At 73.1% G+C, this 13,187-nt stretch carries 14 protein-coding genes, 2 tRNA genes and 1 pseudogene; 7 read left to right on the plus strand and 10 right to left on the minus strand.

The features are described 5' to 3' along the window. The first annotated feature begins 92 nt into the window (after positions 1-92). On the plus strand, positions 93-1,118 hold the full coding sequence (locus IH54_RS0114330) for a hypothetical protein (protein ID WP_052397423.1): 1,026 nt from the start codon (positions 93-95) through the stop codon (positions 1,116-1,118). 63 nt (positions 1,119-1,181) lie between these two features. On the opposite strand, the gene IH54_RS0114335 is transcribed toward IH54_RS0114330, so the two are convergent. Both IH54_RS0114335 and IH54_RS0114340 read right to left on the minus strand, forming a co-directional pair. Then, a tRNA-Phe gene (locus tag IH54_RS0114335) sits at positions 1,182-1,255 on the minus strand. 4 nt (positions 1,256-1,259) lie between these two features. Continuing rightward, positions 1,260-1,334, minus strand: a tRNA-Asp gene (locus tag IH54_RS0114340). A 312-nt stretch (positions 1,335-1,646) separates the two neighbouring features. Here IH54_RS0114340 and IH54_RS0114345 point away from each other — a divergent pair. Both IH54_RS0114345 and IH54_RS0114350 read left to right on the plus strand, forming a co-directional pair. Beyond that, a complete protein-coding gene (locus tag IH54_RS0114345; protein WP_031516637.1) occupies positions 1,647-2,621 on the plus strand; it encodes a helix-turn-helix domain-containing protein in 975 nt (324 codons plus the stop codon). 185 nt (positions 2,622-2,806) lie between these two features. Continuing rightward, the gene (locus IH54_RS0114350) at positions 2,807-3,226 is read left to right on the plus strand and encodes a hypothetical protein (RefSeq protein WP_159011832.1); all 420 of its coding nucleotides are present in this window, start codon (positions 2,807-2,809) and stop codon (positions 3,224-3,226) included. Between the two features lie 67 nt (positions 3,227-3,293). On the opposite strand, the gene IH54_RS46805 is transcribed toward IH54_RS0114350, so the two are convergent. Then, positions 3,294-3,707, minus strand: coding sequence for a nucleoside deaminase (locus tag IH54_RS46805; RefSeq protein WP_031516641.1), 414 nt, complete (start codon positions 3,705-3,707; stop codon positions 3,294-3,296). A gap of 116 nt (positions 3,708-3,823) precedes the next feature. Next, the gene (locus tag IH54_RS46810; RefSeq protein WP_031516643.1) at positions 3,824-4,633 is read right to left on the minus strand and encodes an LLM class flavin-dependent oxidoreductase; all 810 of its coding nucleotides are present in this window, start codon (positions 4,631-4,633) and stop codon (positions 3,824-3,826) included. Positions 4,634-4,727: 94 nt separating this feature from the next. On the opposite strand from IH54_RS46810, the gene IH54_RS0114365 reads away from it, so the two are divergent. Next, entirely contained in the window at positions 4,728-5,201 is a 474-nt protein-coding gene (locus IH54_RS0114365) for an Lrp/AsnC family transcriptional regulator (RefSeq protein WP_031516645.1), read from the plus strand. 231 nt (positions 5,202-5,432) lie between these two features. On the opposite strand, the pseudogene IH54_RS39695 reads toward IH54_RS0114365, so the two are convergent. Next, positions 5,433-6,446, minus strand: a pseudogene (locus tag IH54_RS39695) (MinD/ParA family ATP-binding protein); the annotation flags it as partial. Positions 6,447-7,999: 1,553 nt separating this feature from the next. Here IH54_RS39695 and IH54_RS0114375 point away from each other — a divergent pair. Beyond that, a complete protein-coding gene (locus tag IH54_RS0114375) occupies positions 8,000-8,740 on the plus strand; it encodes a DUF1963 domain-containing protein (protein ID WP_052397425.1) in 741 nt (246 codons plus the stop codon). Positions 8,741-8,799: 59 nt separating this feature from the next. On the opposite strand, the gene IH54_RS0114380 is transcribed toward IH54_RS0114375, so the two are convergent. Then, the gene (locus IH54_RS0114380) at positions 8,800-9,426 is read right to left on the minus strand and encodes a YbhB/YbcL family Raf kinase inhibitor-like protein (protein WP_078862200.1); all 627 of its coding nucleotides are present in this window, start codon (positions 9,424-9,426) and stop codon (positions 8,800-8,802) included. Between the two features lie 153 nt (positions 9,427-9,579). On the opposite strand from IH54_RS0114380, the gene IH54_RS0114385 reads away from it, so the two are divergent. Next, the gene (locus IH54_RS0114385) at positions 9,580-10,497 is read left to right on the plus strand and encodes a helix-turn-helix transcriptional regulator (RefSeq protein WP_078862211.1); all 918 of its coding nucleotides are present in this window, start codon (positions 9,580-9,582) and stop codon (positions 10,495-10,497) included. A 254-nt stretch (positions 10,498-10,751) separates the two neighbouring features. Here IH54_RS0114385 and IH54_RS0114390 read toward each other — a convergent pair whose 3' ends face one another. Beyond that, positions 10,752-11,624 carry an LLM class flavin-dependent oxidoreductase gene (locus tag IH54_RS0114390; protein ID WP_031516653.1) on the minus strand — a complete coding sequence of 291 codons (873 nt, stop codon included), beginning with the start codon at positions 11,622-11,624 and terminating at the stop codon, positions 10,752-10,754. Positions 11,625-11,656: 32 nt separating this feature from the next. Beyond that, positions 11,657-12,130, minus strand: coding sequence for an NUDIX domain-containing protein (locus tag IH54_RS0114395; protein WP_031516654.1), 474 nt, complete (start codon positions 12,128-12,130; stop codon positions 11,657-11,659). Between the two features lie 61 nt (positions 12,131-12,191). On the opposite strand from IH54_RS0114395, the gene IH54_RS0114400 reads away from it, so the two are divergent. Continuing rightward, positions 12,192-12,398, plus strand: a complete 207-nt coding sequence (locus tag IH54_RS0114400) for a hypothetical protein (protein WP_031516656.1) — start codon at positions 12,192-12,194, stop codon at positions 12,396-12,398. A gap of 1 nt (position 12,399) precedes the next feature. Here the strand turns inward: IH54_RS0114400 and IH54_RS0114405 are convergent, their stop codons facing one another. Next, a complete protein-coding gene (locus IH54_RS0114405; RefSeq protein ID WP_052397426.1) occupies positions 12,400-12,717 on the minus strand; it encodes a putative quinol monooxygenase in 318 nt (105 codons plus the stop codon). Between the two features lie 42 nt (positions 12,718-12,759). After that, positions 12,760-13,137, minus strand: a complete 378-nt coding sequence (locus tag IH54_RS0114410; protein WP_031516660.1) for a DUF805 domain-containing protein — start codon at positions 13,135-13,137, stop codon at positions 12,760-12,762. Positions 13,138-13,187 lie beyond the last annotated feature (50 nt).

Below are 13,187 nucleotides of genomic sequence, written 5' to 3' on the forward strand. Positions count from 1 at the left end.
ACGCGTTTTCAGGGGCGCGGCCCCGAGGCGACGGTCGCCCGGTGGGCGTATCAGCGGGGGCGCGGTGCCGGGCCGCGGGCTAGCGTGCGGGTATGAGGGCGAGGGCGGCGGCGGGGTGGAGGCGGCTGCGGCACTCACCCTTCTGGCCCGCCTGCGTGCTGGTCGTACTGATCGCCGCCGCGGCGGGGCTGTTCGCCGGGTCGTACACATACGCCATGGCGAATCCGACCCCGCGGGAGATTCCGACGGCCGTCACCGGGATCCCGACCTCGCAGGTCAAGAGGGCGGAGTTCGTCGCGGGGATGGAGGAGGCGCTGGGCGCGTCGCTGGAGCTGCACCACTACGACACCTTCGCGCAGGCGAAGGGCGCGGTCGAGGAGCAGCGGGTCTTCGCGATCCTGCGCGAGCCGGGGCCCGCCGTCGTGGGGGAGGCGATGGGCACGCCGCGGCTGTACGTGTCGTCGGCGTCCGGCGCGAGCGTCGCCGAACTGCTCGCGCGGACCGCGCCCGCGGTGGGCGGCTCGATCGGCGTACCGGTGACCGTCAGCGACATCAACCCGCTGCAGAAGGGCGACCCGCGCGGCCTGGCGATCTTCTACATCTCGCTGGCCGCCGTGATCCTCGGCTTCGTCGGCGCGATCCAGCTCAGCGTGCACGCCCGCGCCCTCAACCCCGCGGAGCGGATCGCCTTCATCGTCGCGTACGCGATGCTCGGCGGCTTCGCGATCGCCGCGGTCGTCGACTGGGGGCTCGGCGCGCTGCGGCTGCCCTTCGCGGAGTCGTGGGCGATCCTGGCGTTCACGATGTTCACGTCCGGCATGGTCTTCACGATGTTCAACACGCTGGTCGGGCGGTGGGCGATGCTGCCGACGTGGGGTCTGATGGTGCTGCTCGGCAACCCCTCGTCCGGCGGCGCGGTGTCATGGCCGCTGCTGCCCTCGCTGCTGGGGCGGATCGGGCGGTGGCTGCCGCCGGGCGGATCGGTGAACGCGCAGCACACCGCCGTCTACTTCGGGGGACATCAGCACGCCTTCCCGTTCCTGGTGCTCGCGGGGTGGGCGGCGGTGTCGACCGCGGTCTTCGTGGGGTGGCGGCACCGGCACCCGGGCGGGCGCTGACACGTACGGCGGGAAAACGGTGGAGGCCCCGCTCCACAAGGGAACGGGGCCTCCACCGTGCGGTGGCTGGGGCCGGGGTCGAACCGGCGACCTACCGCTTTTCAGGCGGTCGCTCGTACCAACTGAGCTACCCAGCCGCAGCGGTCCTGACGGGATTTGAACCCGCGGCCTCCACCTTGACAGGGTGGCGAGCACTCCAAACTGCTCCACAGGACCTTGCTGTACTGCATTTACTGCTCTGCACTGCTTCGTACTGCTTGCGTGCGGGACAATTCTGACACATCAGATGCCATGCTCTCGCACTGGTTTTTTGCGACCCTCCGGAGGACCTTGCCCTCTGTGACCGCCCTCCGTAACCGGCCGGGCACCGCCCGCAGGCCGTTGTCGCTGGATCAGCGTATCAGACCTGCGAGGGCCTCCCGAAACGCGCGCCGCGCCCGCCGCGCGAGGCTGGTTCCCACCGTCCGCCCGGGCGGTGCCGGGTGCACGATGGGAAGGACGGGGCGACAGGTGGCGGGGGTGCTGCGGATGTTCGACGTGGTTCTGGACAGTGCGGATCTGCCGGCCGCCGACCGCTTCGAGTGGTGGCTCGACGTGACGGCGAGCACGCTCACCCCGACCGTCCTCACCTGCGACGACACCGACGACTTCCGGGCCGGCATCCGCGCGCTCCGCCTCGGTGACGTACAGGTCGCCTCGGTGACCTACTCGTCGCTGCGCTCGCGCCGCACCCCGGCCCTGGTGCGGCGGGCGGACGCCGAGACGTACTACCTGGCCGTCACCCTGAAGGGCGCGCAGAGCATCAGCCAGGTCCGGCGCGACGCGACCCTGGAGGCGGGCGAACTGCTGCTCTACGACAGCTCCCACCCCTTCGACGCGCACGCCCACCGCGGGGCAGCCGGCGACGGGGTCGAGGCGATCATCGTGAGCGTGGCCCGGACCGTCCTGCCGCTCCCCGCGGCGCGGGCCGAGCGGCTGCTCGCGGTGCCGCTGCCCGGGGGCGCCGGGATGGGGCGGCTGCTGCGGGAGTTCCTGACCGGTGTCGTCTCGGAGCCTGCGTGCAGCGGTGAGCAGGACGCGTTACGGCTGGGCACCGCGGCGGTGGACCTCGTCACCGCCTGCCTCGCCCACTACGCGGACGCCGCCGACGCCGTGCCGCCGGAGAGCCGCACCCACGCGCTCACCGCCGGCATCCACGCCTTCATCGAGCACAACCTGGGCGACCGGCAGCTGTCGCCCACCGCGGTCGCCGCCGCGCACCACATCTCGCTGCGCTACCTGCACCTGCTCTTCCAGCGGCAGGGCACGTCCGTGGCGGCCTGGATCAAGCAGCGCCGGCTGGACCGCTGCCGCCGCGACCTCGGCGACCCGAGCCTGGCGCACGTACCCATCGCAGCCATCGCCTCCCGCTGGGGACTGACGCTGCCCGCGGAGTTCAGCCGGGCCTTCCGCGCGGCCTACGGCATGACGCCGAGCGACTACCGGTACGCCGCCCGGCGGTAGTGCGCGCAGCCACAACGGCACTGCGCTCAGCCCCAACGACCGCGCCGCCGCCCGCTGCGAAAGTCGGACGCGTCAACTCGGCGGGCCGGCGGGACGCGCCACCGGCGCCACGCCCGCCCGCACATCAGCCGTCGGCCGCACCCCGGGGGAGAGCGGCCGGCCGGACGGGAGAGGCGGTTCCGCACATGAGGATGTCCGGGAAGAGCGCGGCGCAGGGCGGTACGTCCCGCGCAGGCGGCCGGCGCGCACGCACAGTGGCCCTGCTCGCGGGGGCGGGGACGCTGGCGGCGGTGACGGTGCTGGGGGCGCAGACCGCGTCGGCCGACAGCAGCACGAACATCACCGGCGGCGGCGCGAGTTACCAGTCGTACGGGGAGGTGTTCACCGTCCACGACTACTCCGCGGACGGCTACGCCGTGGTCGGCTACCTCTACAGCTACGACGACGGGCTCACGCACACCTGCCTGAACACCAACGGCGAGGCCGGGGCGGCGAAGGTGTGCAACTACTCCTTCGCGGAGGGCACCGCGGTCGAGTGGCAGGTGTGCCGGCGCAAGAGCGGGGTCGACTACAACTGCAGCGCCGTGCGCCTCGACTACTCCTGACGCCATCCGTGCCCGCCGGCGACCGCGGCCGCCGGCGGGCACGTCCGACCGGGACGGGGGCCGGGGGTCAGCCCGCCCCGTAGTACGCCTCGACGGGCGCGCGGGCCTCGTCGAAGAGGGCGGGGCCGCCCAGCGGGACGGTCGGCCAGGCGCCCGACTCCGGGTGGAGCGAGACGAGCTGGCCGGTGGACAGGGCGTACACGACGCGGCCGAGCCCCGAGCGCATGATCGCGCCCGCGCACATCGAGCAGGGCTGGCAGCTGGTGTACATGGTCGTGCGGCCGGCCTCCTCCGCGCCCAGCTCGCGGGCGGCCCAGCGGGCGAGCTTCAGCTCCGGGTGGGCGGTGATGTCGCCGTCCCGCCGTACGGTGTTGTGCTCCTCGGCGAGCACGGTGCCGTCCGGGCCGGCCAGGAGGGAGCCGAAGGGCGCGTCGCCGATCTCGACGGCACGGGCCGCGAGCGCGATGGCCCGGCGGAGCAGCGCCTCGTCGGCGGGGGTGAGCGCGGTGCCGGTGCCGGGGTCGGAGCCCGTGCCGGGGTCCTGGGCGGACGAGGGGTCCGGGGTGGGTGCGGGCTGCTGGGCGGGCGAGGGGTCGGTCACGGTGCGGTCCTCCGGTGGGCGGCGAGGGCGGCGAGGGCCTGCCAGGCCGGTTCGGGCGTGCGGGTCTGCTGCGGGTCCCCTTGGTAGGGGTCGAGGACGACTGCGGCGGCGCCGAGGCGTTCCAGCTCGGCGAGGTCGCCGGCTATCTGGTCGAGCGTGCCGACGCCGGCGGGGCGGTCGGGGCCGGTCGCGGGGGTGCCGGTGACGTCGAGGGCGATGCGCGGCGCGAACGCGGGCAGGTCGTCGTGCGCGGCGAGGGTCGCGCGCAGCCAGGGCAGGGTGGCGCGCAGCGGGTGCCACGCGTCGCCGTGCCGGACGGCCCGCCGGATCGCCGCCCGGCTGCTGCCGCCCACCCACAGGGGCACGGGCGTCTCCCCGCCGGGCCGTGCGCCGTGCAGCGCGGCCAGGTGCTCGTCGGTGAGCCGGCCGCGGTCGGCGAAGGGCACACCCAGGGCGTCGAACTCCTGGCGGGACCAGCCCGCCCCGACGCCGAGCACGAACCGCCCGCCGCTGAGCTGCTGCAGCCCCTCCGCCATACGGGCGACCAGCAGCGGGTGGCGGTAGGGCAGGACGGTCACGGTGGTGCCGAGCCGTACGGTGCGGGTGAGGCCGGCCAGCCACGCGAGGGTGGTGAAGGGCTCGTAGAACGGCTCGGGGTAGCGCTCCGCGACGTCCGGGGTGACGGTCACGTGGTCGGACATCATGAGCAGGTCGTAGCCCAGCTCCTCGATCCGGCTCGCCCATTCGCGCAGCACGCCCGGGTCGGTGCCCGGCCCGAAGTTCGGGACGTTGACGCCTAGTTGCATGGCGTCGAGGCTATCCCGGCGAATGCGGCGCAATGAAGGGACTTCTCCCCGTGACGAGCGCCTGTTGCGGTGAATCTGCCGGTAGTATCGCCGTATGGCCGTGAATCCCGATGAACTGGACGACGTCGACTGGGCGATCATCGGGCAGCTGCAGCAGGAGGCGCGGATCTCGCTCAGCGAGCTGGGGCGGCGGGTCGGGCTGAGCGCCTCGGCCACCACCGAGCGGGTGCGGCAGCTCGAGTCGCTCGGCGTCGTCACCGGCTACCACGCGGCGGTGGACCTCGCGAAGGTCGGCTACCCGGTGCTCGCCGTGGTCCGCCTCAAATATCCCGGCAATCGCCACCAGCCGCTGCACCGGCTGCTCGCCGACCGCCGGGAGATCCTGGAGTGCCTGCGCATGACGGGCGACGACTGCTACACGCTCAAGGTCGCGGCGACGTCGATGGAGCATCTGGAGACGCTCGTGGACGAGCTCGCCGGGTTCGGCAGCACGTCCACGAGCGTCGTCTACCGGCAGACGCTGCCCTTCCGCGGCCCGGCGCGGCCGTCGTCCCGGGGACTGTTCTGAGTTCGGATCATGTGACGGGCGGCCCGGCGAAGGAGCTTCCGCTCGCGCTCTCGCTCAGGTATCTCGGCGAGGCCCCGCCGCCGGAGCCCGACGAGATCGCCCGGGTGATCGCCCGTGTGACGCCGGCCAGGGTGAACAGCTTCTCGGTCCAGGGTTCGGTATCACGCCGTCCGGCCGGGATGCGCCCATCTCGTCACCGTCGTGCCGATCGGCCGATGCCCATCACTCGGTCGGATCCGAAGAACGCTGCTGCTGAGTCGGGCGTGGAGACTGCGGCGGCTGAGGAGACTCGATACCCGGGTTCTGCGGGGTCTGTGGCAACTGCTGTGTCGGCTGCTGGGTGCGGGCGATGTCCTCGCCGATGAGGGCGGCGAGGTCGAAGTAGGCTTTGCGGGTCTTGGGCCGCATCATGTCGAGGTCCACCTCTGCGCCCGCGGCGAGGTGCTCGTCGAAGGGGATCACGACGACGCCCCGGCAGCGGGTCTCGAAGTGCGCGACGAGGTCCTCCACCTTGATCATCCTGCCCGTCTCGCGGACACCGGAGATCACGGTGACCGATCGCTGCGCGAGATCGGCGAAGCCGTGCGCCGACAGCCAGTCGAGCGTGGTCGAGGCACTGCTCGCAACGTCCACCGACGGGGTTGAGACGATGATCAACTGGTCGGCCAGTGTGAGGACCCCGGGCCTCGCGCTGGAGAGCAGGTCGGCGCCCGAGTCGGTGAGGATGATCGGGTACTGGCGGCCCAGCACGTCGATCGCGCGCCGGTAGTCCTCGTCGTTGACGTCCGTGGAGTCGGCTGGGCCCACGTCGTTGGCGAGGATCTCCAGACCGGAGGGCGCCTGCGAGGTGAAGCGGCGGAGGTCCGTGTACGACGAGTTGAGGTACGGGATCGCCTGGACCAGGTCGCGGATGGTTGCGGTGGTCTCAAGGTGCACCCGGCGGCCGAGCGCGCCAGGAGCCGGGTCGGCGTCGATCGCCAGGATCTTGTCCTGGCGCTCGGTGGCGAGCGTGGCACCCAAAGACACCGTCGTCGTCGTCCTGCCGGTACCGCCCGTGAGGCTGATGACCGCAATCCGGTAGCAGGACGTCACCGGCGTGCGGATCAGACCCAGCTTCCGCTCCCGCTCCATCGACTCCTTCGCGGCGGCGAGCTTGAAGCGCGACGCGCCCTGGTTCTTCTCGAGCCCCTTCGGCTGGTTGCGGAGCAGCCGGTCGGAAAAGAGCTCGACGGCGGCCGGGTAGCCGTGCGCTGTGGCGGCGGCATTGCCTCGGTATCCGGGGACCGGCGGCACAAAATGGCTTCCCGTCGCCCCCCGGGACTTGCCCGGTCGCGGATCCGCCCGCCCAGGCGCCGTAGACGCGGCAGGCATCACGGGCGGCTCGACGCCAGGCGCTTTGGGCAGTGTCACCCCCAAGAGCCCCGCAAGGACACGACGGGTCAGCGAGTGGGAAGTATCGACCGGCTCGCGGTCAGGCAGGGCAGGCGGGGTGAGCAGACCGGTGAGAACGCGGTAGCGCAGCGGGCGGGGCATCAAGAGACCGCCTCCTGGCCAGGCTGGCCCGCGGAGGAAGCCTGCACACCTCCGGGCGCGACGGGGGTGCCTGGCGGCGCTTCCGACGAGGAAGACGGCAGACCGATCACCGCCGTGGACACCTGCGGGATGCTTCCCAATCGGGCAAGCATGGAGGGCGCCGAAAAGCCTAGAACGACGGCCGCATAGGCGCCGCTGATCTGCCCACTGGCCCCAAAAAGGGTGGCCACAGCAGCGCCAAGCCCACTGCGGAAGACAGCGATCCATGCGTGGGCGGGGACGTCGATGAAGTTGCGCAAAGGTGGGCGATTGACCCGTACGCGACCGGTACGCGTAGTGCGGGCCGCCTGCCAAGCCGTACACCGCCCGAAGAGCGCGAGGACTTCCACTGACAGGCCTCCTCCAGCGCCCAGTAACGCGAACTGCCACCACGACACGGGACATCCCCTACCAGTAGTTCACCCAGCACCACCCAGTGTCGCTTCACCGAGGTCCAGGCGGAAGTGCAACCATGGCCGGCGCCCGCCGACAAGCCGTCTCAGCGGCGGGTGTTGCCGGCCGTGGCCCTGTACGTTCCTGGCCGATGCGCGCTGCGGCGGCCGAGCGGCGCCTGGACGACGTCGGCGATCGGCGTCTTGCCCGCCCCGGGCTGACTGCCACCACCACCACCACGACCACCACGACCACCGGCCGCCGCCGGCGCACCGCCCCGCGTGTCGCCGTCGGCGCCAGTTCCTCTAGCCGGTGGAGCCGTGGCGAGATGGAGTCGGACCCGGACCGGGCCGCCTTGGCGCAGGCGTTGACCGTGCTGCAGGGGGTCGAGCAGGTGGCCCGGGGTACCGGCGGTGCGCGCTGGCAATGCCGGCCCGCATCCCGGAAGCCGAAGTCGAGGCGGAGCGGGCAAACGCGACCGAGCTGCGCCGCCGTTGGCTCCGCGCCAACCCCGAAGCGGCGCGTCCTGGCCAGCGGTGCGGCGCGACATCCACGCCGCTGTCGCGCCGGAGCTCGCCTGCCACGTGGCGGCGGTGGCGTTCGACGCAGGGGGGCGACGCCTCGCCGGTCAGTGGCGACCGCCGGCACAGGGGCGACCGGCCGTACCTGTCCGAGGCCCTGGTCTCTCCCGGGGAGCGGTGTGGTTGTCGGTGGTGGCGACTACGTTCGCCGGTGTGACACATAAGCTTCGGGAAGCGTTGACCCCCTTTCGTACGCGAGCCGTTGAGGTGGGGAGTCCGTACGAACCCAAGGGCCCGATACCGGCCGAGGAGGTGGACCGGTGGATCGGCCACGTCCGTCCTTGCGCGGTCCTCAGGCCTGACGGAGAGGGGCCGGTCGCGGGGAGGTTCGGCGGGCCACTGCTGCTGCCCGCCGAGGTCCCGGACCCCTGGCACCCGTACGTCGGGTATGTCGACTTCGCCGCGTTGCCGAAGGACTCGACGGACCTCCCTCTGCCGCCGGACGGACGCCTGCTGCTCTTCGCCGGGATCTGGGAGCTGTGGGACGGCTGCAACCGCGGCCGTGCCGTCTATGTCCCGGCCGACGCCCCGGTGGCAGAGCGCGACAGCCTTACCTGGACGGCCTACGAGGGCAACGGCATCGACGAGTTCCGGGAGATCTTCGACCATTTCCCGCAGGGCGAGTTGAGAGTGGCAGCCGAACCGGACCTGCCGGGCGAATCACCCGGAGGTTTCCCGCACGGCGACAGGCTCCAGGCCGTCTGGGGAGACGTCGTGCGCAGGAGGCGGCACCTGCAGATCGGCGGATACCCGGCGAACTCGGAGCTGCAGATGGAGACCATCGCGAGTTGCGCCGTGGAGGAGGCCGAGCAGGGGCGGTGGGGTGGCGGTGAGCCGGTGTCGGGCGCCGGTGAGGACTGGGTCATGCTGGCCTTCTGGGACGCGGATGTCGCAGACCGGGAAGGCACGGAAATGCAGTGGTCCATCCAGCGCGCGGACCTGGAGGCCCGTCGCTTCGACCGCACCTACGTGACCGGCTACTACAACCCCTGACCCCGTCGGGCGAACTGGCCACCCGCCACGGCAAACACCGTCGCACTACCGGGGCTTCCTCAGCGGCGGGCGGTCACCGTCATGGCGGCGTAGCCGACGATGTGGCCCGACATGGTGAACGTGGTGACGGTGGCGGGCGTCCCGGCGGGCAGCTCCAGGCTCGGCACGTCCAGCGCGTAGACGGTGATCCGGTAGTGGTGCGCGACGTCGCCGGCCGGCGGGCACGGCCCCAGATAGCCCTTCGCCCCCGCGTCGTTGGTGCCGACGACGCTGCCCGCGGGCGGGGTCGCGCCCAGGGCGCGGGCGGACGCGGGGATGTCCCAGGTCTCCCAGTGCCAGAAGCCGGCACCCGAGGGCGCGTCCGGGTCGTACATCGTGACGGCGTAGCTGCGGGTGCCCGCGGGCGCGCCGTGCCAGGCCAGCCGGACCTGCTTGTTGCCGCCCGCGCAGCCGAAGGCGTTCGCCCAGGTGCCGGCGGGGAAGGTGCCGTGGTCGCGGACGTCGGGGCTGGTGACGGCGAAGCGCGCCGCGCCCTGCGGGATGCCCGAGCGGATCTGCTGGTGGCCGTACGCCGGCTGCTGCGGGGCGCTGCCCCGCGCGGTGACGGCGCCGGCCGCGGTCGCCGCGAAGGCGACGGCGGCCGCCGCGACGGCGGTGGCGGCGCGGGGGGTGGTCCTGGTCCTCATGGCGTCCTCCGGTGTCCTCGTAGGGGGTGGGCTCCACGATCGGGCGGCGGGGGAAGGGCGGGGAAGGCCGTGCGGAACCTGGCATCCGCAGTGCCAGGTTCCCGGGCGTATCCCGGTGGACGGGCGCTGGCGGTGCCGCCGATCATGGGCTGCATGGGCACGGGCGTGGGCAGTACGGCGGAGGGTGCGCGGCGGCGGGGCGCGGGTGGCGGCCCGCGGCGGCCCGAACTGGCGCAATTCCTGCGGGCGATGCGGGCCCGGCTCGCCCCGCGGGACGTGGGCCTGCCGGCCGGCGGCCGGCGCCGTACCCCCGGGCTGCGGCGGCAGGAGGTCGCGCAGCTCGCCGCCGTCAGCATCGACTGGTACATCCGGCTGGAGCAGGGCCGGGTGGGCGTGCCGGGCACCGCCGTGCTGGACGCCCTCGCCGAGGCGCTGCGGCTGTCGCCCAGCGAGCGCCAGCACCTGCACCTGGTGGCGCGGGGCGAGGCGCCGCCGATCGCGTACGCGCCCGTGCCCGTCGCCGACTCGCTGCGGGTCCTGCTGGACGGCATGCCGCTGTGGCCCGCGTACGTCGTCGACTTCAGGATGGACGTCCTCGCGTGGAACGCCGCCGCAGTGGCCCTCTTCGGCGAGGACTTCGGCACGGGTGAGGCCGCGAACACCGCGTGGCTGCTCTTCGCGCCGGGTTCGCGGCTGCGCGCCGCGCAGCTCGACTGGAAGCGCGTGGCCCGCGAGACGGTGGGCAACCTGCGGGCCCAGTCCGCGCGCCACCCCGACGACCCGCGCCTGGCGGCGCTGGTGGCCGAACTGCACGGTGTCAGCGCGGAGTTCGCCGCCTGGTGGGACGACCACACCGTCCGCACCCGCAGCCACGGCACGAAGCGTCTGCGGCACGCGGCGGCCGGTGACCTGACCGTCCGCTACGACGTGCTGGCGACGTGCGACGGCTCCGAGCAGTACCTCGTCGCGCTCACCCCGGGCGACCAGGCCACCGAACGCGGCCTGCGCCGCCTGCTGTCCGGCCGCGGGGAGCTGCACGGGGCGTCCAACGTGCGGGCGATCGGGGCGTAGGGCATACCGGGGGTGCGCCGGGGGGCACTGGGGCGCACGCGCACCACCCGTGCGGCCGGCCGCGGCTGCGTCGCCCCGGGTGGTGCGGGTCGGCTCTCGGGTGTGGCCTTCGGCCCGGGTGGCGAGTTGCCGCCGGGCAGGGCTGGTTGCGGCGTTGCGCGCCGAACCCGGCAGCGGGCGGCGGCAGTTCGCGACCGCGAGCCGGGCAGGGTCTCAAGGCCTGACCGAGTCCCCGCCGGGCGGCGCCGTGTGAGCTACCCCTTGCGGGCGGCGAGCAGCGCGGCCATCTGGCGCAGCGGTTCGGGGCCGAAGACGCGGAGGATGACGGTCTCGGCGCCCGCCTCCACCAACTCGTCGACGCGCGCGGCAGCTTGCGCGGCCGTACCGGAGACGCTGAACAGCTCGTCCGGGGTCCGGCCCAGCCAGGAGGCCTGGCCCGCCAGGAAGTCCCGCAGTGCGGCAGCCGCGCGGGCGGGGTCGTCGTCGATCGCGCCCGCCGCGTACGCGATGACGCCGAAGCCGTCCCCGGCGCCACCCTTGCGGGCCAGCTCCCACGCCGTACGGACGGCGTCCGGGCCGTGCCCCTCGGCGAGCAGCGTGCCGTCCGCGACCCGCCCCGCCAGCTCCAGCGACCGCGGCTGCACCACCCCGGCCACGACCGGCGGCGCGACCTCCGGCGGGTGCACCAACTGCACCCCGTCCAGCCGCACCTCGCGCCCGTCCAGTTTCACCTTCTCGCCGCGCAGCAGCGCACGCACCGCTGTGACCGTCTCGTCCAGCATCGCCAGCGGCGACCGCGGGGCGACACCCACCTGCGCCATCCAGTTCGACGCGCCGTGCCCGATCCCGGCGACCAGCCGACCCGGGAACGCACGCTCCAGCGTGGCCAGTTCCATCGCCAGCAGGGCGGGGCTGCGCAGCGGGGCGGGCGCGATCCCGATCCCGACCCGCAGCCGCGTCGTCGCGCCGAGCGCGATCGCGGCGGCGGAGACACCGCCGTTCCAGCCCAGGTCCTCGACGACCCACAGGTCGTCGAGCCCGGTCTCCTCCGCCTGCCGCGCGAAGCCGGCGAGCCCGGCCGGATCCCAGTCGCGGTCGTACATCACGCCGATGCGTACGTTCGTCATGCCCGGAACCTACGTCCCGACTCCGCCCGCGATCAACGCCTTTCGCGGAGCAGCCGGGCAAGCGGTTCGCGCACGTCGGCGGGGTACAGGCCGAGCGCCTCGAAGTCGCCGGGCTCGGCCCAGAGCAGCTCGAAGCGGTTCTCCGCGCAGTCCTCCTCGGCCTCCGGCCCGGACAGGACGGGCTCGCCGGTGACGTCCGCCATGAGGAAGTAGGAAGCGGGCCGCCCGTTGTGCAGCCCCGCCCGGAGCAGCTCTCCCGCCCGGGCCCGCAGTGTCGTCTCCTCCGCCAACTCCCGTACGGCGGCGTCCTCGTGCCTCTCCCCGTCCTCCACGTGCCCGCCGGGCAGCACGGCGTAGTGGTGCCCCGGACACTGCGGCCCCTCGGCCCCGGTGCCCGCGCACATGGCGCATTCGTCCGCGAACTCCCGCAGCAGATACCGCTTGATGACCAACACGCGGCCGTCACGTACGACGACGGCAACTCCCCGCGGGATCGGCTTCGTCACGCCGCCACACTAAGCTCTGGCCGACTGCCGGCAGCAGCAAACGGGGGACGGGGACGGCGCCATGGCGGGAACGGGCAGAGGACGCGGCAATCTGTCGGGCGGGTGGATCGCGGTCCTGGTGGCGGTGACGCTGGTCGTCTTCGCCGTCGCCATCTACGCGACCCGCGACGACAAGCCGCCCGCGGGCTGCCACTACGACGGCCCGATCCACCGCTGCACCCCGCCGGCGAACACGGACCCGGAAGCGTCGGACTCCGACGGCTCCTGACTCAGCCCGCCGCGGGCGTGACGTCCCCCGCGGGCACGTACAACTGCACGTCCCGCTCCGTGGTGAGCGGCATGACCCGCCCGAGCCCGACCTCCCGGAAGTGCTCCGACGCCCGGTGCGCCGCGAAGGCGGCCGCATCCACGTACCGCTCGATGCTCACGAACCGCCCGGGCGTCCCGTCGGACCGCAGCACCTCGAACGACAGGCACCCGTCCTCCTCCCGGCAGGCGGCCCCGAACTCGCCGAGGACCCGCGCGAAGTCGTCCGCGTCCTCGGGCTCGCAGACCATCGTGGCGACGAGAAGCACATGCGCGTCCATGCCCTCACCCTAGCCCGCGCCCCTGCCTGCGGCCCCGGCGGATCAGTAGCCGGGGTGCGCGGCGTACGCGGTGGGGTCGCCCTGCTTGGGGTCCAGCCCGTAGGCGTTCCGTCTGCGGTCGCCCTCGGTGGTCATGAGGGCCAGCATGATGACGGTCCCGATCAGCGGGATGAAGCCGAGCAGGACGAACCAGCCCGATTTGCCGATGTCGTGAAGGCGCCGGCAGGTCACCGCGAGGGACGGCGTCAAGACCGCGAGCAGATAGGCGTAGTAGGGGATTTCGGTGCCCGCCTTGAACTTGACGTACTCGACCAGCGCGAAACCGATGAACGTGAACAGGAAGTACATCCAGTACTCCTTGCGACGCGCCCGCCCGCCGAAGTCGGCGTACCGTCTGAGCGCACGGATGTACCACCGCACCGTTCGTCCCCCCAAGGACCCGTTGCCCGCCCGGCCGCCCGGTCCACGCC

The organism is Streptomyces sp. NRRL F-5123 (assembly GCF_000721495.1).
In the GTDB taxonomy this organism is placed as follows: Bacteria; Actinomycetota; Actinomycetes; order Streptomycetales; family Streptomycetaceae; genus Actinacidiphila.